General features: G+C 58.0%; 19 protein-coding genes. 6 read left to right on the top strand and 13 right to left on the bottom strand.

All coding sequences use genetic code 11. The annotated features are described in order from the left end of the window. Positions 1 to 58: 58 nt before the first annotated feature. Positions 59 to 1,039, top strand: a complete 981-nt coding sequence (locus WA922_RS09040; protein ID WP_424771370.1) for a right-handed parallel beta-helix repeat-containing protein — start codon at positions 59 to 61, stop codon at positions 1,037 to 1,039. Between the two features lie 78 nt (positions 1,040 to 1,117). Beyond that, entirely contained in the window at positions 1,118 to 1,966 is an 849-nt protein-coding gene (gene asd, locus WA922_RS09035; protein WP_424771369.1) for an archaetidylserine decarboxylase, read from the top strand. Between the two features lie 16 nt (positions 1,967 to 1,982). Here the strand turns inward: asd and WA922_RS09030 are convergent, their stop codons facing one another. The 8 genes from WA922_RS09030 to pabB form a co-directional block, all read right to left on the bottom strand. Beyond that, entirely contained in the window at positions 1,983 to 2,477 is a 495-nt protein-coding gene (locus tag WA922_RS09030; RefSeq protein WP_424771368.1) for a GNAT family N-acetyltransferase, read from the bottom strand. A 20-nt stretch (positions 2,478 to 2,497) separates the two neighbouring features. Next, positions 2,498 to 3,490 (bottom strand): GTP cyclohydrolase II, encoded by a 993-nt coding sequence (gene ribA / locus WA922_RS09025; RefSeq protein ID WP_424771367.1) that lies wholly within the window; start codon positions 3,488 to 3,490, stop codon positions 2,498 to 2,500. Between the two features lie 98 nt (positions 3,491 to 3,588). Beyond that, positions 3,589 to 4,395 carry an exodeoxyribonuclease III gene (locus WA922_RS09020; protein WP_424771366.1) on the bottom strand — a complete coding sequence of 269 codons (807 nt, stop codon included), beginning with the start codon at positions 4,393 to 4,395 and terminating at the stop codon, positions 3,589 to 3,591. Positions 4,396 to 4,668: 273 nt separating this feature from the next. Continuing rightward, positions 4,669 to 5,328 carry a LolA family protein gene (locus tag WA922_RS09015; protein ID WP_424771365.1) on the bottom strand — a complete coding sequence of 220 codons (660 nt, stop codon included), beginning with the start codon at positions 5,326 to 5,328 and terminating at the stop codon, positions 4,669 to 4,671. Between the two features lie 89 nt (positions 5,329 to 5,417). Beyond that, positions 5,418 to 5,585 (bottom strand): 50S ribosomal protein L33, encoded by a 168-nt coding sequence (gene rpmG, locus WA922_RS09010; RefSeq protein ID WP_160601956.1) that lies wholly within the window; start codon positions 5,583 to 5,585, stop codon positions 5,418 to 5,420. A gap of 188 nt (positions 5,586 to 5,773) precedes the next feature. Beyond that, entirely contained in the window at positions 5,774 to 6,193 is a 420-nt protein-coding gene (gene arfB, locus WA922_RS09005) for an alternative ribosome rescue aminoacyl-tRNA hydrolase ArfB (RefSeq protein ID WP_424771364.1), read from the bottom strand. Between the two features lie 2 nt (positions 6,194 to 6,195). Then, the gene (locus WA922_RS09000; protein WP_424771363.1) at positions 6,196 to 6,900 is read right to left on the bottom strand and encodes an RluA family pseudouridine synthase; all 705 of its coding nucleotides are present in this window, start codon (positions 6,898 to 6,900) and stop codon (positions 6,196 to 6,198) included. Beyond that, a complete protein-coding gene (pabB, locus tag WA922_RS08995) occupies positions 6,897 to 8,717 on the bottom strand; it encodes an aminodeoxychorismate synthase component I (protein WP_424771362.1) in 1,821 nt (606 codons plus the stop codon). The genes WA922_RS09000 and pabB overlap by 4 nt, the downstream gene beginning before the upstream one ends. Positions 8,718 to 8,867: 150 nt before the next feature. On the opposite strand from pabB, the gene WA922_RS08990 reads away from it, so the two are divergent. Next, positions 8,868 to 10,442 carry a helicase HerA-like domain-containing protein gene (locus WA922_RS08990; protein WP_424771361.1) on the top strand — a complete coding sequence of 525 codons (1,575 nt, stop codon included), beginning with the start codon at positions 8,868 to 8,870 and terminating at the stop codon, positions 10,440 to 10,442. Positions 10,443 to 10,451: 9 nt separating this feature from the next. Here the strand turns inward: WA922_RS08990 and WA922_RS08985 are convergent, their stop codons facing one another. From WA922_RS08985 to WA922_RS08970, 4 genes are all read right to left on the bottom strand, one after another. Next, the gene (locus tag WA922_RS08985) at positions 10,452 to 11,876 is read right to left on the bottom strand and encodes a sensor histidine kinase (protein WP_424771360.1); all 1,425 of its coding nucleotides are present in this window, start codon (positions 11,874 to 11,876) and stop codon (positions 10,452 to 10,454) included. 1 nt (position 11,877) lies between these two features. After that, complete coding sequence (locus WA922_RS08980) at positions 11,878 to 12,609, bottom strand: response regulator (protein WP_424771359.1); 732 nt, start codon at positions 12,607 to 12,609, stop codon at positions 11,878 to 11,880. 49 nt (positions 12,610 to 12,658) lie between these two features. After that, complete coding sequence (locus tag WA922_RS08975) at positions 12,659 to 13,360, bottom strand: hypothetical protein (protein ID WP_424771358.1); 702 nt, start codon at positions 13,358 to 13,360, stop codon at positions 12,659 to 12,661. 268 nt (positions 13,361 to 13,628) lie between these two features. Continuing rightward, the gene (locus tag WA922_RS08970) at positions 13,629 to 15,446 is read right to left on the bottom strand and encodes an aminopeptidase P family protein (RefSeq protein WP_424771357.1); all 1,818 of its coding nucleotides are present in this window, start codon (positions 15,444 to 15,446) and stop codon (positions 13,629 to 13,631) included. Positions 15,447 to 15,555: 109 nt separating this feature from the next. Here WA922_RS08970 and WA922_RS08965 point away from each other — a divergent pair, with 109 nt between their 5' ends. From WA922_RS08965 to WA922_RS08955, 3 genes are read left to right on the top strand one after another with little or no spacing between them, the layout of a single operon-like run. Further along, a complete protein-coding gene (locus WA922_RS08965; RefSeq protein ID WP_424771356.1) occupies positions 15,556 to 17,769 on the top strand; it encodes a S9 family peptidase in 2,214 nt (737 codons plus the stop codon). Continuing rightward, a complete protein-coding gene (locus WA922_RS08960) occupies positions 17,762 to 18,196 on the top strand; it encodes an acyl-CoA thioesterase (protein ID WP_424771355.1) in 435 nt (144 codons plus the stop codon). The genes WA922_RS08965 and WA922_RS08960 overlap by 8 nt, the downstream gene beginning before the upstream one ends. Before the next feature lie 4 nt (positions 18,197 to 18,200). Beyond that, positions 18,201 to 19,469, top strand: coding sequence for an NADH:flavin oxidoreductase/NADH oxidase family protein (locus WA922_RS08955; protein ID WP_424771354.1), 1,269 nt, complete (start codon positions 18,201 to 18,203; stop codon positions 19,467 to 19,469). A gap of 8 nt (positions 19,470 to 19,477) precedes the next feature. Here the strand turns inward: WA922_RS08955 and ald are convergent, their stop codons facing one another. Next, positions 19,478 to 20,593, bottom strand: a complete 1,116-nt coding sequence (gene ald, locus WA922_RS08950; protein ID WP_424771353.1) for an alanine dehydrogenase — start codon at positions 20,591 to 20,593, stop codon at positions 19,478 to 19,480. Positions 20,594 to 20,798: the final 205 nt, after the last annotated feature.

Raw genomic sequence — 20,798 nt, 5'->3', positions numbered from 1 at the left:
GATTTTCTGCTGGAAAGCGTTAGCAACGCGTTAACCTTTTCCGGTTAATCCGTCCGTCATGGAAAACTATGCCCCTTATCGAACCGCCAGGCCTTCGTTGAAATGGATCGGCGTGATTGCCGCCATCGCGGTGGCCGCCATCCCGGCCGCCGCAGTTTTGGCGCAAAGCCCGGCCAATTTCACGGTCGTAGAAACGGGCCGCGGGTTCAGCAGTCTGCAAGATGCAGTCAATGCTATCGGCAATGGCAGCGGAACGATCGCCATTGCGGCTGGGACGCATAGCCAATGCGCAGTCCAAAGCGGGGGTTCGGTATCGTATATGGCATCGCAGCCCGGCACGGCGATTTTCGAAGGGGTCACCTGTGAAGGCAAGGCTGCGCTTGTATTGCGCGGGCGCGAGGCCAATATTTCGGGGCTGGTATTCCGCAAAATGGCGGTGCCTGATTTCAACGGCGCAGGCATCCGTCTGGAGAAGGGCAATTTGACCGTTGCCCAAAGCTGGTTCCTTGACAGCCAGCAGGGTATTCTCAGCGGCAATGATTCCTCTGGCCGGATTGTCATCGATAAATCCACATTTTCTGGGCTTGGAACCTGTGAAGGCGCGGGCGGCTGTGCCCACTCGCTTTACATCGGCGATTATGGCCATTTGCGCGTGACGCGCAGCCGGTTTGAAAAGGGGCGCGGCGGGCATTATGTGAAAGCTCGTGCTGCGCGGGTTGATGTGGCATCCTCTAGCTTTGATGATTCCGCTGGCAGTTCCACCAATTACATGATCGACCTTCCTGCCGGTGCAGTGGGTCAGTTGACCAATAATTGGTTTGTGCAAGGGCAGAGCAAAGAAAATTATTCGGCATTTATTGCTGTTGGCGCAGAGCAGCAATTGCACAATTCTGATGGCCTCGTGATCGCAGGCAATGATGCCCGCCTCGCACCCAATGTGCGCCGCAACACTATATTTGTGGCGGACTGGTCGGGCGCGCAGCTGCGATTGGCTGACAACACTCTGGGGTCTGGCCTGACCGCATTTGAACGGCGGTAAAACGCTTAAGAGATTGAACCGGCCTGCAGTGCAGCGTAACGGCGTATTTCCCGTTAGCTGCTTTATGCGGAGCCATGCATGCTCAACCCATTGTTTATCTGGCTGCAATATATCGTGCCGCAGCATGCATTGTCGCGTCTGGCAGGGCGGATCGCCAATAGCGAGCGTCCGCAATTGCGCGACGAGCTGATCAGCTATTTCATCAAGTCATACGATGTGAAAATGGCCGAGGCGGATCGGCCAGAAGGCCAGTATCGCCATTTCAATGACTTTTTCACGCGCGCTTTGCGGCCCGGCGCGCGGCCACTGGCTGATGTGAGCAAGAAAGTGCTGTGCCCCGCCGATGGAGCCATAAGCCAGATTGGCATCATCACAGATGGCCGCATCATTCAGGCCAAAGGGCAGGATTACAGCGCCGCAGAATTGCTCGGCGGTGATGCTGACCTAGCAGCAAAGTTTGACGGCGGTAATTTCGTGACGATTTACCTGTCGCCCAAGGATTACCACCGTGTCCATATGCCGGTTACCGGCACGCTGGACAGCACCACTTACATTCCCGGTGATTTGTTCTCCGTCAATACAGTGACGGCGGACAATGTCCCGCGCTTGTTCGCGCGGAATGAGCGCCTTTCTTGCGTGTTTGATACGCATGTAGGAAATGTTGCAAGCGTCATGGTCGGAGCAATGATCGTCGCCAGCATAGAGACTGTATGGAGCGGGCTAGCGCCGCCGCATGGCAAAGAGTTGATAAAGCAAAGCTTTGACGGCGGCGATGCGCCGGTTTTGCAAGCGGGTGATGAAATGGGCCGGTTTTTGCTCGGCTCAACCGTTATTCTTTTGTTTGAGCCCGGCAAAATGACTTGGGACAACAGCCTGCAAACAGGCGCCGCCGTGGGTATGGGGCAGGCTTTGGGCGATTGGCTCTGATACGGTCCGGGAAAGTTTATCGAAAAGCCTTTGCATATCGGACAGTGCCGGTTGGCCGGGCTCCGCCGATGACCAATCGCTGAAAATATTCGGCGGGCGGCCCGGGATATTGCAGCTCGGGATCATGGATAAAATCGAAACGCGAATAATATTCAGGATTGCCGAGCAGGATAATGCCGCGCGCGCCGCGCCGCGTCATTTCGGTAATTCCGCGATGGACCAATGCCGACCCGGTGCCACGATTCTGTTGAGAGGGCATCACCGAAACCGGCCCCAACCCATACCAATGTTGTGTCCCGTCGCTGATGGTCACCGGGGAAAATGCGATGTGGCCGATAATGGCCCGGTCAGTATTTTCGGCAACCAGCGATAGAGTCAGATCGCCATCACTGCGCAAGCGATTGACCAGATGATGTTCGGTACCATCGCTGAATGGCATGGTTCTGAAAGCGGTCTCGGTCAGTGCGAAAATCGCAGCTAAATCCGCTGGCTGTTCGTGCCGGATAGCCAACCGGGAACGGGATTTCTCGGTCAAAGCAGCAAATGCCCCGACCGGTCACGTTTGGTGGCCAGATATTCGCGGTTATGCGGATTATCGGGCAATTGGTGTTGAACTCTTTGGCAAACCGCCACGCCGGCAGCTTCCAGCGCCGCCACCTTTTTCGGATTGTTGGTCAGGAGCCGGATAGTGCGCACGCCCAGCAATTCCAGCATCCGTGCAGCAACCGGAAAATCGCGCGCTTCATCGGGGAGGCCGAGCCGCTGATTGGCATCAACCGTATCAAAGCCCTGATCCTGCAGCTGATAGGCGCGCAACTTGTTGATCAGCCCGATCCCGCGCCCTTCCTGCCGCATATATAGGAGAATGCCCCACCCGCCGGTTTTGGCCTCATCTGCCATCGCCTGCAGCGCCGCATCCAATTGGGGCCCGCAATCGCATTTCAGGCTGCCCAGAATATCGCCGGTCAAACACTCTGAATGCAGCCTTACGAGCGGTTCGCGCTCTGCATTGTGATCGCCGATTATCAGCGCCACATGTTCGCGCATATCATGGGTACTGCGAAATGCGGTGATGACCGCATCTGTACTGGCTGCCACTGGCAGCCGCGCGCGGGTGGCAATGATCAGCTGTTCGGTGCCGGTCCAAGCGGCCAGATCGCTGGCGCGCACCGCTTCGGCTTCACCCGCATGGTCCGGGTTGACCAGAAATGCCGGTAAAATCCCCGCAAGCCGGGCCAGTTCCAGGGCCGCCACTGCATTATCGTGCCACCCAATGGTTTCAGCCTTGAACGGCCCTTTCATCGGATGCGCAAGATCGAGCGCAGGGTCGGCAATCGGCAGGCCGTTCTGCAATGTAATGGGGTCAGCGCCGCGAATGCATACGGGTGCATGCGGCGTAGCTGCGTCCTTCTGGTTAGCCAGTTTGAGTGTCGCTGCCCGCGCGCCAGTAATCAGCATGTGCTGTGCTGTAGCCTCTGCGGCAATAGCAGTTTCGACCGGCAGCAGGATGATCCCGTCATCCATTGCAATCGGCCAGCCATGACGCAGCGCGTCGATTGCCCGCGCCGCGCGCCGTGCCGGGCTGGCGGAGGAGCGCGCGGGAGTGCGGGCGGGTATGCCGGTCAGAGATCAAACTCCGTCACCAGCGGGATATGGTCCGAGGGTTTTTCCCAACCCCGGCAATCCTCGTGAATCCGGTGCGCCGAGGCTTTGCCAGCCAGACCGGGGGAGGCCCACATATGGTCGAGCCGCCGCCCGCGATCACCAACGCGGTAATCCTTGGCGCGGTAACTCCACCAGCTATAGTAGCGGTCTGGCGCTTTCATAAATTCACGCCCGATATCAATCCAGTCATGCGCCCGCTTAAACCGTGCCAGCGTATCCACTTCTAGGGGTGTGTGACTGACGACTTTGAGCAGCTGTTTGTGGCTCCATACGTCGCTTTCCAGCGGCGCGATGTTGAAATCCCCGACGATCAGGGTGGGGCGCTCAATTGTGCTGGCCCAATCGGTCATGCGGCCCAGAAAGTCGAGTTTCTGCCCGAATTTCGGGTTTATGTTGCGGTCAGCCACATCGCCGCCAGCCGGGACATAGACATTCTCGATCACCATATCCTGGCCCGCGCCCAACCCCCTGCCGGTAAGCTGGACGCCAACATGCCGCGCCTCCCCATTGGCTTGCCAGTCGTGGCGGCTATATTCCTGCATGGGAATGCGGCTGACGGTTGCCACGCCGTGATAGCCCTTCTGCCCGTGAACCGCGTGATGGGTATAACCCAGCGCATTAAACGCTTCAAAAGGAAAGGTCTCCTCGACCGTCTTGATTTCCTGAAGGCAGAGCACGTCGGGTGCGTGCTCTTGCACAAAGCGTGCGACAATCGGCATACGCAGGCGGACCGAATTAATATTCCAGGATGCAATAGAAATCATGGCAGCCGCGATAGGGCGGCGGTGATGCCGTGTCTATTGTTGGGCCGTAATCAGACAGAAAAAACCCCCGCGCCGGGGGCATTGGCACGGGGGTTTCGTCTTAGCGTTCGTCACGCTGTGCAAAGCGATGATTTGAAAGAGGACCGGGTAACAGGGGGAAACCCGAATCCACTCGCTTTACTGTACAAGATTATCCGTGCCGTGCTTTCACCCTCATGAACGAACCGGTGCAGTCCGCCGCATCGGGGCAACACCCCATCGGCTTGCAGAGCGTTAGCGGCGGCGTGTTGTCCGGCGCGGGTCACGATAGGTAAATTGCTTGTCAGATACTGACATGCCATATTTGTGATTGCGCAAACGCACCGTGGTGCGGTGATTCTGCGAATCCAGCGCGACCCAATTGGTCAGTTGCCATCCCCCGGGGGCCGATGATTTTTTGGTAAAGATCAAAGTGATCACGCCGAATTCGGGCCGGTTCGGGTCGCGGACTTCGACGCTCAGTACATCGCTGCGGCCAGTATCAATCAGCTTGCCATATTTGGCGATATCCCGGCTGGGGTCAAGCAAGGCACCGAGCGGTGAATTGCGGATTGGCCAGCGCTGGACCTGGTTCACCTCATAATCGACCAAAGTCAGTGATTTCCCGTTGGAGACCACCAATAACGGAACCCCGTCCTGATACTGGAAGCGAATTTTTCCGGGACTTTTCAAAGTCATCACGCCGGCAATGCTTTGCCCCTGGCGGTCTGTCTGGGTGAAGTCGGCCTTCATTGTGCTAATGGATCGCAAGGCGGCGACAGCACTATCAAGATTGCCTTGCGCTGCCTCAACAGGTTCCGCAGGCGCGAGCAACGCCGCCGGAGCGGCCAGCAACAATGCGGCCGCACAGGCCGTGCGTACCGAATTACGAAGGAGGGGTAATGCAAAGGTCATGACTGGAGCCAATAGCGGCAGCGAATTGAACCGTCACTGAATTATCGCGCAGATCGCTGTTCAGATTGCCATCATGCGGTGAGGCGATCTCACTTGATTTTGGCTTCCTTGAACTCGACATGCTTGCGCACGACGGGGTCATATTTGCGAAATGTCATCTTTTCAGTGATGTTGCGCGGGTTCTTTTTCGTTGTGTAATAAAACCCGGTGTCTGCGGTCGAGACGAGCTTGATCTTGACGGTTGCTGGCTTCGCCATGACGGTATCCTAAAAATTGCTGAGGCCCCAATCAGGCCGGAAAACAATAAACGACGCGATCAAGAATCGTGTCCCGCCGCTCTGCAAGGCGCGGCAGATGGGGTAAAAGCATGAAAATGTCAAGCATTCTGCGCGGCTGAAAAACACCCCCCGATTGCGGTAGTAAGCGGCGCGCAATTGGCGCGGCCCTAATAGTCCACCCTGCCGCGCCCGGCCTTGATCGCGCCGCGATTCTTCTTGGCCTTGATCCGCTTCTCCTTGCCGATCCTGTTGAGGCGACTTTTCTTGCGTGTTTTGGGCGCTTTCTGGGCATCTTCAAGCAGAGCCGTCAGTCTTGCGCGTGCATCATCACGGTTTGCTTCCTGAGTGCGGTAATTGCGCGCCGTTAGAATGATCTCGCCTTTGGATGTCATCCGGCTACCGGCAGCGGTTTTCAGCCGGTTGAATATTGGCGGTGGCAGCCGCAGCGCAAATACGTTCAGCCGCAATTGCACCGCAGTGGCGACTTTGTTCACATTCTGCCCGCCCGGCCCGGAGCTGGCGATGAAGCTTTCCTCCGCTATTGCCAGCGCGCGGCTGACAATATCCTGTGTGGCTGGATTGTTCATACTCACCCGATATCGGCAAAACCGAGCGCCTTGAAATCATCAGGCATCGGAGCAGAGGCTTCAATCGCGGGCTTGCCGTGCCGCTCGACCGTGATTCTGGCGGCATGCAGCATGGTCCGCCGCGCTCCGGTCGGCTGCCCGTGGATGGGGCCGTATACCGGATCGCCCAGCAACGGCATGCCAAGGCCTGTTTCCGCGTGCACACGGATCTGGTGCGTTCGGCCCGTTTCCGGGCGAAATTCGACCAGACTATTGCCGTCTTTCACACTTACTATGCGCCAATGGGTCACAGAAGGTTTGCCGCCGGCATCGCGGACCATCCGCCACCCCTTTTCGGCGCTACTGATTTTGCCCAGCGGCAGGTCGATCGTGCCTTCGCTTTCGGGTAGCTCTCCGGCTATGATGCCAAGATAGATTTTGCCGACCAGCCGCTCCTGAAACGCCATCGCGAACCGCTTTACGGCCTTGGGATTACGCGCCAGCAAAAGGCAGCCCGACGTGTCGGCATCCAGCCGGTGCACCGCGATCGGCGGCCGCTTGAAACCCAGTTTAAGCGTATGAAAATAATCGGCGAGGCAGGTCCCGCCATTGCGCGGCGGGTCAACCGGCAGGCCGGCGGGTTTATCAATCACCAACGCCTCACCATCCTCGAACACAATCGGGATTTTGGCGGTGATCGGTGCTTTCATGGCGGTTTTGATAGTCATGGTTTCAGTTTTCCGGGCATCAGGCCGCGCACTGCGTTTCCGAGCAGGAAGCCATCGGTAAGATCGTTTAGTGTCAGTTCTGCCTCTGCCGTTCTGCCGCTATCTATCAGTGATTGCCGAAGAACTCCTGGTAACAGGCCCAGCGCCAGCGGCGGAGTGAGCAACATGCCACCCCGTTCAATAAAGACGCTGGTCCAGCAGCCTTCCGTGATCAAACCGTCATCGCGCACAAATATCGTCTCGTGACAGTTGGCCGAATGGGCGGCGCGTATGCCCTCCTCGTAAAATTGCCGGTGTGAGGTTTTATGGCGCAATCGCCAGTCGCTGCTATCAACCGGAATAGGCAGGGCAATGCATTCAAGATCGGCATGCGGTGTTGCGACGATAGGCTGGGTTTCCAGCGCAATTGCCCCGCTGCGGGCGCAGAGCAGCCGCACTTTTGCAGGGGCAGCCAAGTCAAAACACAGCGCGTGTATCTGGTTGCGCGCAGCATGCCGGTCAAAGCTGAAACCCAATGCGCCCGCGCTGCTTTTCATTCGCTCCAGATGCAATTCCAGCAAAGCGATCCCGGTTTCCGGATCAAACCGCATGCTTTCGATCAAATCAAAGGCGGCGGCTGTGTGATCGGGCGAGGATTGCTGCGCAAAACCGCCTTTAAGCAGTGTCTCACGCCATTCGGCCATCGGCTCGCTATCGGCGACGATTGCCGACCCAACGCCCAGAACGGCATCCCCCTGATCGTTTTCGATCGGGCTTAATCTCAGAGTTCGGATGGCGACATTGAAAGCGGCATCACCAGCCGGGCCGATCCGCCCGATAGCGCCGCAATAGGGTCCGCGCGGGTCGCGCTCGGTTTCGCCAATCAGCTCCATTGCGCGGATCTTTGGCGCTCCGGTGATTGAACCGCAGGGAAAGATTGCACGAATGAGATCGGCGCAATCTTTGCCGTCTTGCAAGCGCGCGGTCACGGTCGATACCATCTGATGAACGGTGGGATATGTCTCGACAGAAAACGGCGCGGCAGTGTTCACGCTGCCTGCCTCGGCAACGCGGGACAGATCGTTGCGCATCAGGTCGAGTATCATCAAATTCTCGGCCCTGTCTTTGGCGGAGCGTGACAAATCTGCAGCCAGCGCGGTATCTTCTGCCGGGTCCGCTGATCTTGGTCTGGTGCCTTTCATCGGCTTCACTTTCACCGCATCGTCTTTCAGGCTGAAAAACAATTCGGGCGAAAGGCTCAGCAGCCAGTGCGATCCGTCAAAAACCAGGCCTCCATAGCCGGCCGCCGCCGCCGGACGCAGTTTGTTATACAAAGCGACCGGATCACCGCGATAAGAGCCAGCCAATGGCAGCGTGAGATTGGCCTGATAAATATCACCGGCCTCAATCGCATCCTGCAAACGTGCAAAGGCAGCTCCATACCCGCCAACCGAGATTTGCGGGTCAAGCGGACCAAGCGATGCCTCGCCTGAGCTGTTTTGGCTATGACCAGACAGCCACGTGGGAACATCTGCCGCCGGAATGATACGCTCTTCGCGGAACAGGCCGAGCCAAACCAGCGGTCCTACGGCGCCGCTACGCGCGTGCGCGCTGGGGGCCAGTTTCTCTTCAAGCGCCAAACCGGCTTCATAGGCAATATATCCGGCAAGAGTGCCGCCGGTTTCGGTTCGCGCAGCATCTGCCTGCGCCAATATATCCGATACTTTTTCGGCCCGGTGAGCAACGAATATCTGGTCCGGATGTGTAAACAGATGTGCATTGGCCGCGCCATCCATGCGCGCATCATCGAGCAAAACAAAGGGAGTATAGCCAGACATGCCCTCGCTCATAAACTGCCGCAGACAATTTGTAACCCATGCGATCATATTGCGCCGGTGGGGGTAAAGGCAAAAGGATAGCGGCACTTGACCGCAGGCGCGGCTGTGCGCCAGAGCGCATCATCTGTTTTGCGATGGAGATGTATGACGATGGGCAGTATCTTTCTTGGTCTGGGCGGCAATGGCGAGAACCAGTCTCTCGATCTGGGCCGGGCCAATCGTCACGGCTTGATCGCAGGCGCGACCGGCACCGGTAAAACCGTGACTCTGCAAGGCATGGCGGAAAGCTTCTCTGCCAATGGCGTGCCAGTGTTCGTGGCCGATGTGAAAGGCGATCTTTCGGGTGTCTCGATGGCGGGTTCCCCTCAATTCAAACATGCCGATAAGCTGGAAAGCCGCGCCAAAGAGCTGGGCATGGATGATTATGCATATTCGGACAATCCGGCGATTTTCTGGGATCTGTTTGGCGAGCAAGGCCATCCGATCCGCACCACCATCAGCGAAATGGGGCCGCTGCTGCTCGCCCGGCTGCTGGATTTAAACGACACACAGGAAGGCGTGTTGCAAATCATTTTCAAATATGCGGATGACAACCGGCTGCTGCTGCTTGATTTCGACGATCTGCAATCCATCCTGCTATACGCATCGCAAAATGCCCAGGAACTGTCGTCGCTCTACGGCAATGTCAGCAAGCAGAGCGTCGGCGCGATCCAGCGGCAATTGCTAAGTTTCGAAGCGCAAGGGGCCAATCAATTCTTTGGCGAGCCTGCCCTGGAAATAGATGATTTTCTGAAAGTTGATGAGCAAGGGCGCGGCTATATCAACGTGCTGGCCGCAGACCAGTTGATGCGCAGCCCGAAGCTCTATGCGACGTTTCTGCTGTGGCTGCTGGCCGAACTGTTTGAAACTCTGCCCGAAGTCGGCGATCCTGAAAAACCGAAACTGGTATTCTTTTTTGATGAGGCGCATTTGCTGTTCGATGACGCTCCAAAAGCGTTGGAGGACAAGATCGAACAGGTTGTCCGGCTGATCCGGTCCAAGGGTGTGGGCGTATTTTTCGTGACGCAGAACCCGATCGATATTCCAGAAGACGTCGCTGGTCAGCTGGGCAACCGCGTCCAGCATGCGCTGCGTGCCTTCACCCCGCGCGACAAGAAAGCGATCAAGGCTGCCGCCGGCACATTCCGGATCAATGAAGAGCTGGATGTCGAGCAAGCCATTACCGAGCTGAAAGTGGGTGAGGCGCTGGTTTCGACCCTGATGGATGATGGCGCGCCTTCGGTGGTGCAGCGGACCTTAATCAAGCCGCCGCGCTCTCGCTTGGGGCCGATCACGCAGAAAGAACGGGCGATTATCGCATCCATCAGCCCGGTCGAGGGCAAATATGATACGCCGGTGGACCGCGAAAGCGCCGCCGAAGTGCTGGCTGCGAAGGCCGCAGATGCTGCCGAAACTGCCAGAGAAGTTGCTATGGATGGTGAAGCGGAGGTCGGCAAACGCTCTCGTAAAAGCAAAAATCTGTGGGAGAAAGCGTTTGATCGCGGCGCGAAAGTGGCGGCCGGGTCTGCCGCTGGCATGGCCGCCTCCGCAGTGCTGGGCAAAAAATCGCGCGCCAATCCGATGAAGTCGGGCGTGACATCGGTTGCAGGATCGATTGCGACTGATCTTGCGGGGCCAATGGCCGGGCGGTTCGTACGCAATTTGATCGGCGGATTGATGCGTTAAGCCGGTGCGTTAAGCGCGCGGCAATTGCAGTTCGGCGCGGAGCCCCCCTTCGGGGCGATTTTGCAGCAACAGGTCGCCGCCGTGCTGGCGTGCAATCGCACGAGAAATTGTCAGGCCAAGGCCTGCGCCGCCGGTCGCGCGGTTGCGTGATATCTCGCCGCGCTTGAACGGTTCCAGCATAGCGGCGATTTGATCATCCGCGATACCAGGGCCGTGATCATCAATACGCAGGATAATCGTGCTTTCCTCGGCGACCAGAGAAACCTCGGCGGTCCCGCCATACCGTACAGCATTGCTGATCAGATTGCGCACAGCGCGCTTGAGCCATGTCAGATAGACCGGATGTACGATCCGCTCGGCCTTGACCAAAGCGACCGGTTTGCCGCGATCCTGAAACTCCTCCACCACCGCCGCGAGCAGAGCCGATAGTTCTGCACGATCGGGCGGCTCTGGTGCCTTACCGACGCGGGCAAGCGTCAATATATCGTCGAGTGTCTGCGTAATATCCATGATACTGGCGGCCATTTTGCCGCGTTCCTGCTCATCTTCGACCGTTTCGATCCGCACACGCAGTGCGGCCAGAGGCGTTTTGAGATCGTGACCGATAGCGCCCAGCATAATATCCTTTTCCTTCAGCAATGCGCCAATCCGGGCTTCCATAGAATTATGCGCAGCCATCAAACGCCGGACATCATCGGGGCCGCTTGGTTCCAACGGATTGGTCATGGCATTGCCCTGGCCAAAACGCATGGTCCGGGCGGTCAGCGCGGCGAGCGGGCCGGTAATGCGCCGGAGCAGGAAAAACAGCAATCCGACCAGCACCGCATACAGAATAAGTGTCTGTGCGATAATCGCGGTGAGCCCGCCGCCCGCGCTGTCGGGCATCGGCACGCGCGCCACTTGCCACACGCTGCGCCCGGGCTGCTTCAGGCCCGCCACCAGCAACAGGCGATCGGTTTTGCCGCTTTCGGTCAACCGGCGCAGCAGGCGCGGGCGGGACTGGATCAGCGGATCGCGGGTGCTTAACCGCTTGACGACAACCAGCTCATCTGCCGCCAGGCCTTGCCCGGCCAGGATTATGCGCATTTCATTTTCAAGCTGCGTGCGCCGCCGTTCGCCAGCAAGAACGGGGCTGTCCGGAGCATTTTCCAGGCGCAGGCCGCGCCCCCCAAAACGGCCCTCAGATCGTATGCGTTGGCCGGGCATTCTCGGGCGTTCCTCGCCGAACCTTCGTTCTAGGCGGTTTTCAGCCTGCTGCCTATTTCCGCGCGGCGGGGCAAGGAAACGAAACGCAGCGGCATTTAATGCCGCCTGGTCGCGGCGGTTTTCGCCAGCGCGGACCAGCATTACGGCGGAAACAGTCTGCGCGACGAGCAGCGCCAGCGCCACTGTCAGCAGAACCTGACCAAGCAGGCTGCGGGGCCAAAAACGCATATTAGCCGCCGGTCTGCCGCGTGACACCCGCAGCAAAGCGGTACCCGCCGCCGCGAACGGTGAGAATAAGTTCGGGCTGGCGGCTGTCGCGCTCAATCTTGCGGCGCAACCGGCTGATCTGATTATCGACGGCACGGTCAAACAGTTGGGCCTCGCGGCCTTGCACTATGTCGAGCAATTGATCGCGGTCGAGCACTTGGCGCGGGCGGTCCAGAAATGCCCGCAGCAAGCGGAATTCGGCGGTCGAGATAGAGATCACTGCGCCGTCTGGATCCATGAGTTTACGCTTCAGCGGGTCCAGTTGCCAATTGTCAAATATATAGAACGCATCGTCGGCCAAATTGTCCGCCATAGCGGTGCGTGACGTCCGGCGCAGAACCGACCGAATCCGGGCGACCAGCTCGCGCGGTTCAAACGGCTTGACGACATAATCATCTGCCCCGATTTCCAGCCCGATAATCCGGTCCGTCGGCTCTCCCTTGGCGGTCAGCAATATCACTGGCAGCCCGCGCGCCTCGACCAGATGACGGCACAGCGACAGGCCGTCTTCACCGGGCATCATAATGTCGAGCAAAACGATGTCGGGCATGCTTTCCAGCAAAACACTGCGCGCAGCTGCGGCGCTCTCGGCAGCCTCAACCGTAAACCCCTGGCGAGTAAGATACTCGGCCAGAGGTTCACGCAAAGCCGCTTCGTCATCGACCAGAAGAATATTGGTAGGCGCGTCAGTCATTATGTTCCAACATACCTAGCCTTAGTGTGAAAGGGCAATCGGTAATGGCTTAGTTGCCCTGCCGTTGACTGCGGCGTTCCGCCCGGCGTTCACTACGCTGTTCGCGCATCGCCGCACGGGCAGCTTTCCGCTCGTCCTGAGTGATGGAACCATCACTATTGGTGTCGGCTTTTGCAAAACGCGCTGTGGTGGCTGCATCAAATTCGGCCCGGCTGATGGACTTGTTACCATCGGTATCTGCTTGGGTGAGCATCGCCATTGCGCGCCCGCCGCGCCGCTTTGCACGCTTGCCGCGATTGCCGCGATTGCCGCGTTTTTCAGCGCGCATCTCGCGGGCAGCGTCCATTTCGGCCTGTGACACGCCGCCGCTATTGTCAGTGTCGAGTTTCGCGAAGCGTTCTGCGCCGCGCTCATTACGCTGCTTGGCGCGCTGCGCCCTGCGCGCTTCGCGGGCGGCTTCCATTTCTGCCTCAGTCAGCTCACCGTCACCATTACTATCGGTTTTGGCGAACCGGGCTGCTTTACGCGCGTCGCGGTCGGCCGCGTTAATTACGCCGTCCCCGTTCGCATCCATCCGGGCAAACATTCTGTCTGCATGGGCAGTGTGCTCTGCCAGGGTAACGATTGTATCGCCATCGGTATCGGGGCTATTCTTGCCGCCATGATGGGCCGCAATTGCCGCAGTGCCGCCAGCCAGAGCCAGAATAGCAGCCGAAAGGCCCAGAGTCATTTTGTTGTTCAGTTTACGCATTTTTCTTTCTCCAATCGAGGTTCGATTGAGCTGCGGCAACACCCGTCAGGGAGAGGGCCCAGGGGAGAGGGCCCAGGGGAGAGGGCCCAGGGGAGAGGGATTGCCGGCATCACCGCGACTCGTGACACCGTTCTAGCGTCCGATTGTCGCAGGATGATCCCGCAATTGCGGAGAATTGTCGCAAATTGTCGCGGTACTCCAGCGCTGTTCATGTTCGCGCAATCACAAGCAGCTTGCGCGGCCTTTGCGGTGAATGTCCGGCCTGGCGTCAGATTGGCTGGCAGGCATCCTCCAGCCATGCCAGCACATCACCATCCAATTGCGGCGCCAGTACAGAAAATGTCTGTGCATGATAGTCATTCCACCACTGTATTTCTTGCGGTGTCAGCAGTGATTGCTCCAGCATGTGGCGCGCCATTGGTGCCCATGTCAGGTTTTCAAACCCCAAATACGTCCCTTCAGAATGGGCAATATCACGCTCCTCCACCAGCACCAGATTTTCGATCCGGATGCCAAATTCGCCTGTCTTGTAATAGCCCGGCTCGTTCGACAGGATCATTCCGGCAAACAATTCCTGGCCGGTACCGGCCTGTCCGCCCTGCGCCTTGGCAATCCGCTGCGGCCCTTCATGCACGGCGAGGAAGCTGCCGACACCGTGGCCTGTACCGTGCGCGTAATCGACCCCGGCCTCCCACAGATATTGCCGCGCGAATGCGTCCAGCTGAGAGCCATTGGTGCCTTGCGGAAATACTGCGCGGGCGATCTGGATGTGCCCCTTCAACACCCGGGTATAGCGATCGCGCACTTCGGCGGGAGGTTCGGCCGTGTCGCCGTCGCCGCTAATCCAGACTGTGCGGGTGATGTCAGTTGTCCCGTCGAGATACTGGCCGCCGGAATCGCACAGGAATACGCTGCCCGGTGCAATTTCCAGATTGCTGTCCTCATCGACGCGGTAATGGCACAATGCGCCATGCGGTCCGGCGGCAGAAATAGTGTCGAAGCTCTGGTCTTTGAGAACGCCTGTCTCATCGCGGAAGCTGCGCAATTTGGCGGCGGCGGATAATTCGGTCTGCCCGCCCTTGGAGGGTTCGCAGGACAGCCAGTGCAGGAATTTTGCGATTGCGGCACCGTCGCGGGCTTGCGCATCGCGGTGGCCCTGGCGTTCGACAGGATTTTTGATCGCTTTGGGCAGGATCGCGGGATCGCGCATGGCAACCGGGGATGCGCCGCCATCAGCCAGTTTCTGAAAAATCGCCGCCACGCCAAATTCGGGATCGACTGCAACAGTCTTGCCGCTCATTTCAGAAAGCCCGGCGGTGAACTGTTCGCGCGGTTTGATGGTCACTGCATTGCCGAGATGCTGCTCTAGCGCAGGCGTGACTTTTTCAGGTGCGATATACAGATCGGCAGTACCGTCCGCATTGGCCACCAGATAGGACAGCGCGACCGGTGTCCGGTCCACATCATTGCCGCGAATGTTGAGCATCCATGCAATCGAATCGAGCGCAGAGATTACCGCTGCATCAATGTTTTCTGATTTGAGCCAATCAGCGACACCGGCGCGCTTTTCTGCGCTCGATTGTCCGGCATGTTCGTCTGAATGGATGACGGCCGGGGCAGGTGACGGGGCGGGTTGGTCGCTCCATACAGCGTCAACCGGATTGCGCTCCACCGCAACCAGCTCTGCGCCTTTCCTGGCCAAAGCGGCCCCCAGAGTGTCCACCCATTTCTTGGTATGGAGCCATGCATCATATCCGATCCGCGCGCCCGCTTCGATATGGGCGACCAGCCATTTCGCATGGTCTGTTTCCAATGTGGACGCATATTCATACAGCGTGCCATCAACCTGTTCGCGCACCTGAATGGTATAGCGTCCATCAACAAACATCGCGGCTTTATGGCGAAGTATAATCGCGCTGCCCGCAGACCCTGCAAAACCGGTGAGCCATTGCAGGCGCTGCGCATAGGCGCCGACATATTCTGACATGTGTTCATCCGAAATAGGGACCACGAAACCGTCCAGCTTCTGGCGTTTCATTTCTTCGCGCAGAGCAGAGATACGGGCTTCATGGGTTTGCATCAGCATGGCGTCAGTTCCTGATTTGGCATTTATGGGTTGTCGGCTATGTACGCCGAACATAGGTTTTTCTTGGCGGGGATACCACCCGCCGCACGGTTCCAACAGGATGTTTGCCATGAAACTTGCACAGGTTGCCACATTTGCGCTTGCCACTGCGCTGATTACAGGGCCGCTCGCCGCCCAGACTTCAGCGAAAAACACTGTTCAAACGAAGGATGATAGAAGTTTGACCGACGCCAATTCACCCGCAAAGCTTTCTGCCCCGCCTGTCGCGGACAAGCGGGAGCATAGCTTCGCCCGCCACGGGATTACGATTTCCGATCCCTATCACTGGCTGAAAGACCAGTCCTACCCGGTCATCGATGACGTGGATGTACTCGATTATGTGAAAGCGGAAAACGCGTGGTTTGAACAGCAAATGGCCCCGCGCCAGGCGCTGGTCGATACTCTGTTTGAGGAACTGAAAGGCCGGGTCAAGGAGGATGACAGCTCGGTTCCGCAAAAAGACGGCGATTATCTTTACTGGACCGCATATGAGGAAGGCAGGGAATACCGCCTGTGGTACCGCCAGAGTGTCGCAGCCAAAGGTACAGACGCCGACAAGCAGCTGATGCTCAACGAGAACGACCTCGCCGAGGGGAAAGAATATTTTCGCTTGGGCGCATTTTCCGTCAGCGATAGCGGGCGTTATCTCGCCTATTCCTATGACGATAATGGCAGCGAGCGGTTTACCGCGCGGATCAAGGATCTGGAAACGGGCACGCTCTTGGATGATGTAATCCCTGAAACTCTGTCCGGCCTCATCTGGGTCAAGAACGATACCGGCATTGTCTACGGCAAAGCCAACGCCAATTGGCGGACCGATAATGCGCGCCTGCACATGGTCGGTACGCCGGTGGAGCAGGATGTTGTACTGTATAAGGAAGCAGATGAAGGTTTCCGTGTGGGCGCAGGCCTCTCGGCTCAGGAAGATTGGCTGATTATTTCCACCGGCGATAATGAAACCAGTGAAGTACGCTTGGTCCGCGCAGATAACCCCACTGGCGAACAGATTGTGGTAAAACCGCGCGTCAAAGGCGTGGAATACAGCGTTGATATTCGTGATGGCAAAATCTTCATCCATACCAATGATGACCATGTGAACTTCCGCCTCGCGACTGCGTCATTGGATGCGCCGGGTGAGTGGAGCACAGAAATCGCTGGATCGGATGAGTTTTATCTGACCGATTTCGATCTGTTCAAGGATTTCTACGTGACAGAAGGCCGCTTGAACGGCCTCGATCAGGTGCAGATGCGTTCCTACGACAACGCGGCCACGATCACGCCGATTGCCTTTCCAGAGGATAGCTATTCCGCCGGTTTGTCGAACAATCCGGAATATGATGTCGGTACATTGCGGCTGACCTATGAAAGCATGGTCACACCGGATTCGGTCTATGATTACCACCTGTCCGATGCTCGGCTCGAATTGCTCAAGCAGCAGGATATTCCATCCGGCTATGATGCGTCGCTTTATGTGACCAAGCGTGAAATGATCAAAGCGCGCGACGGTACAATGGTGCCGGTCAGTGTGGTGATGCGCAAAGACCGCGATACGATCAACGGTGCACAGGCTGGCCCGCTGCACCTCTATGCTTACGGCGCGTATGGCTATGCCGTGCCGCCGGGCTTTTCCTCGTCACGGTTGAGCTTGCTTGACCGCGGGATGGCGTATGGGATCGCGCATATTCGCGGCGGTGATGATCTGGGGCGCGATTGGTATTTGCAAGGCAAGCTGAACGCGCGGACCAACACGTTCAACGATTTTGTTGATGTCGCAAAAGGCTTGGCGGCCAAAGGTTACACACAGGAAGGTTCGATCAGCGCCAGCGGCGGCTCTGCTGGGGGCGAGTTGATGGGTGTGGTGGTGAATACCGATCCTGATCTTTGGAAAGCGGTGGTCGCCGATGTGCCATTTGTCGATGTGCTCAACACGATGCTGGACGAGACTTTGCCGCTGACACCGGGCGAATGGCCCGAATGGGGCAACCCGATCATAAGCAAGCAGGCCTTCGCCTATATCCTCAGCTATAGCCCCTATGATCAGGTGAGTGCTCAGGATTATCCGGCGATGCTGGTAACCGCGGGCCTCAACGATCCGCGCGTGACCTATTGGGAGCCTGCCAAATGGGTGGCCCGCCTGCGCGATATGAAAACCGGCGACAATGAGCTGCTGCTCAAGACCAATATGGGCGCGGGGCATGGCGGGAAATCGGGACGGTTCAGTTCGCTTTATGAAGCGGCAGAGGAATATGCGTTTATCCTGAGCCATCACGGGATTGATGAGTAAACGGCCAATGGGAGAGCAGCCTGCGCGTGCGCATTTCCGCAAAACCTACACCGCGGCGGCAGAACACATCGACGTGATGGGCCATGTCAATAATGCGGTGTGGGTCCAGTGGGTTCAGGATATGGCGACCGCGCATTGGGATGCCGTCGCGGACCCGGTTCATGCGGCGCAGTTTGTCTGGCTGGTGACCCGTCACGAGATCGATTACCGGGGCAATATCGCGGCGGATGAAACGGTTACCGGCACCACATGGATTGCCGGCGCAGCACGCGGGGCGCAATCTGCCCGCCGGGTCGATTTCACCAACTCTGCGGGCAAAGTAATCGTATCGGCAAATACGATGTGGGCGATGCTCCACCGTGATACCGGACGGCTCGCCCGCATTCGCCCGGACATTATTGCGCCTTTCATTTTAGAACACGAGTAATGCTATGACGGCACCCGCCATTTTCCAGCCGTTGACCCTGCCCAATGGCAGCACGGTCTCCAATCGCCTGTGCAAAGCAGCGATGGAGGAAAATCTGGCCGAGCAACCCGGCCAATATCCGGGCGAAAAACTGTTCTCGCTCTACCGCGCTTGGGCCAGCGGCGGTGTTGGTATGATCCTTACCGGCAATGTCATGGTCAGCCCGTCTTCGCTGACCGGGCCGGGCGGGGTGGTGCTGGAGCAAGGCACCGATCTCGCCCCGTTCAAACGGTGGGCCGAAATTGGCAAGGCGGGCGGCGCGCAAATGTGGATGCAGATCAATCACACAGGCCGCCAGATGTATAAAAATCTGGGCGAAGAAGCTCTGTCGCCATCGGATAAGGCGCTTGATCTGGGGAAACTGTCCGCGCTTTTTGCGAGGCCGCGCGCATTGGAAGAGGCGGAAATCGAAGCGATCATTGACCGTTTTGTGGATACCGCCGCCTTGGCCGAGGAAGCGGGCTTTGACGGGGTCCAAATTCATTCCGCCCACGGATATTTGTCAAGCCAGTTCCTCTCGCCGCTGACCAATCAGCGCACAGATAAATGGGGCGGCAGTCTGGAAAACCGTGCGCGTTTTCTGCTGTCGATCGTCGAGCGGGTTCGCCAGCGTGTAAAACTGTCCTTCGGGGTTGCGGTCAAACTCAATTCTGCCGACTTCCAGAAGGGCGGTTTTGAATTTGAAGATGCCCGTCAAGTGGTCGAATGGCTCAATGGTCACGGGGTCGATTACATCGAACTGTCGGGCGGATCATATGAAAGCCCTGCGATGACCGGCACCGCAGCGAAGCCTGCAGACACAATCGCTAGCTCAACCGCCAGGCGAGAGGCGTATTTCATCGATTTTGCGCGCGACATTGCCAAAGTCGCCGACATGCCGATCATGGTCACTGGCGGGATTACCAAACGCGCGACAGCCGAGGATGCTTTGGCGCAGGACGCTGCCGGTTTTGGCGTCGCAATGCTGGGGATCGCCCGCGCGATGGCGTTTAATCCCGATTTGCCCAATGACTGGCGGGCGGGGCGGTCACTGGATTTTACGATGCCTGCGCCAAACTGGAAAAATCAGACATTGGGCGGCCTTGCGACAATGGCGATCACCAAAGCGCAGATGGAACTGATGGCAAGGGGCAAGCCGGTGAAGCCGGGTATCTCCCCTATCCGCGCCATGCTGGCAGACCAATGGCGCACTGCCAGCCGCGCACGCAAATATCGCGCCTGGCGGGCTGGCTGAATACGGCTTTACTGGATGACCTGGCTGACCGGCATGTGGTCATAGCCCAGCTCATCAGCGACGGCTTTGTACGTCACTTGACCGGCGTGAACGTTGAGCCCTTCGGCCAGATGCGGGTCGCGGCGCATCGCTTCTTTCCAACCATCGCGCGCCATGCGCAAGGCATGTGGCAACGTGACATTGTTGAGCGCATAGGTGCTGGTTCGCGCCACGGCGCCGGGCATATTGGCGACGCAGTAATGGACGATTTTGTCCACGATATAGGTCGGGTCTGCATGCGTGGTGGCCCTGGATGTTTCAAAGCACCCGCCTTGGTCAATGGCCACATCGACCAGCACGGCACCCGGCTTCATATCGGACAGCATTTCGCGCGTGATCAGTTTCGGCGCAGCAGCACCCGGGATCAGCACTGCACCGATTACCAGATCAGCCTCTGCCACAGCCTCCTGCAGGTTAGACCGGTTGGAAAACCGCGTGCTGGCCCGGTTTTCAAAGAAAGTCCCCACTTTGTCGAGCACTTCAGGATTGCGGTCGAGGATGGACACCTGGCCGCCCAGACCTACCGCCATTTGTGCCGCATTAAAGCCCACTACACCGCCGCCGATCACCACGACTTTGCCGGGCATGACGCCTGGTACACCGCCCAGCAATACGCCGCGGCCGCCATGTTCCTTTTGCAGGGCTGCCGCGCCTGCCTGAATACTCATCCGCCCGGCCACCTGGCTCATCGGTTTAAGCAGCGGAAGCAGACCGTCGGGGCCGGTTACCGTTTCATAGGCTATCGCCGTGACGCCTGACCTGAGCAGATCTGCGGTCTGTTCGGGGTCGGGTGCAAGGTGCAGATAGGTGTATAGCAACTGGCCGCTGCGCAATTTGGCGCGCTCGGCAGCTTGCGGTTCCTTGACCTTTACCACCATTTCACATTCGGCAAAAATTGGGTCCGGCCCGTCGACAATCGTTGCAAGGGCGCTGCGATACTCATCGTCGGTTGCGCCAATGCCCAGCCCGGCGCCGCTTTCAATCCATACCTCGTGCCCATGAACGGCCAATTCACGCGCGCTCTCCGGGGTGAGGCCAACCCGGTACTCATGGTTCTTAATTTCCTTGGGGCAGCCGATACGCATGCGCAGTCTCCTTGGCAGAGCCGGTTACAAGTGAAACGACCGCGCGGCAACAGCAGAATATTCTGAATAATTTCAGTCAGTCAGAGCGTGATCGCGGTTGCTGCACCAGACTGTCGTCAAACAGTCATAATCGGGACATAGCAGCGTCAAAATTCAGTAATAAAACTGCAAAGGTTTGTTCGATGACCCGCCCTTACAGATTGCC

It is taken from the genome of Pontixanthobacter sp. (assembly GCF_049682855.1).
Classification (GTDB): domain Bacteria; phylum Pseudomonadota; class Alphaproteobacteria; order Sphingomonadales; family Sphingomonadaceae; genus Pontixanthobacter.
The sequence above is the reverse complement of the archived record's forward strand: the minus strand, read 5'-3'. Positions and strand labels throughout refer to the sequence as shown.

Coding starts and splice junctions, on each gene's coding strand:
- WA922_RS08980 (WP_424771359.1), bottom strand. CDS start 12,609: ATGACTGACGCGCCTACCAATATTCTTCTGGTCGATGACGAAGCGGCT.
- asd (WP_424771369.1), top strand. CDS start 1,118: ATGCTCAACCCATTGTTTATCTGGCTGCAATATATCGTGCCGCAGCAT.
- WA922_RS08965 (WP_424771356.1), top strand. CDS start 15,556: ATGAAACTTGCACAGGTTGCCACATTTGCGCTTGCCACTGCGCTGATT.
- ribA (WP_424771367.1), bottom strand. CDS start 3,490: ATGGATGACGGGATCATCCTGCTGCCGGTCGAAACTGCTATTGCCGCA.
- ald (WP_424771353.1), bottom strand. CDS start 20,593: ATGCGTATCGGCTGCCCCAAGGAAATTAAGAACCATGAGTACCGGGTT.
- WA922_RS08960 (WP_424771355.1), top strand. CDS start 17,762: ATGAGTAAACGGCCAATGGGAGAGCAGCCTGCGCGTGCGCATTTCCGC.
- WA922_RS09020 (WP_424771366.1), bottom strand. CDS start 4,395: ATGATTTCTATTGCATCCTGGAATATTAATTCGGTCCGCCTGCGTATG.
- WA922_RS09040 (WP_424771370.1), top strand. CDS start 59: ATGGAAAACTATGCCCCTTATCGAACCGCCAGGCCTTCGTTGAAATGG.
- rpmG (WP_160601956.1), bottom strand. CDS start 5,585: ATGGCGAAGCCAGCAACCGTCAAGATCAAGCTCGTCTCGACCGCAGAC.
- WA922_RS08975 (WP_424771358.1), bottom strand. CDS start 13,360: ATGCGTAAACTGAACAACAAAATGACTCTGGGCCTTTCGGCTGCTATT.
- WA922_RS09000 (WP_424771363.1), bottom strand. CDS start 6,900: ATGACTATCAAAACCGCCATGAAAGCACCGATCACCGCCAAAATCCCG.
- WA922_RS08955 (WP_424771354.1), top strand. CDS start 18,201: ATGACGGCACCCGCCATTTTCCAGCCGTTGACCCTGCCCAATGGCAGC.
- WA922_RS08970 (WP_424771357.1), bottom strand. CDS start 15,446: ATGCTGATGCAAACCCATGAAGCCCGTATCTCTGCTCTGCGCGAAGAA.
- arfB (WP_424771364.1), bottom strand. CDS start 6,193: ATGAACAATCCAGCCACACAGGATATTGTCAGCCGCGCGCTGGCAATA.
- pabB (WP_424771362.1), bottom strand. CDS start 8,717: ATGTCTGGCTATACTCCCTTTGTTTTGCTCGATGATGCGCGCATGGAT.
- WA922_RS08990 (WP_424771361.1), top strand. CDS start 8,868: ATGGGCAGTATCTTTCTTGGTCTGGGCGGCAATGGCGAGAACCAGTCT.
- WA922_RS08985 (WP_424771360.1), bottom strand. CDS start 11,876: ATGCGTTTTTGGCCCCGCAGCCTGCTTGGTCAGGTTCTGCTGACAGTG.
- WA922_RS09015 (WP_424771365.1), bottom strand. CDS start 5,328: ATGACCTTTGCATTACCCCTCCTTCGTAATTCGGTACGCACGGCCTGT.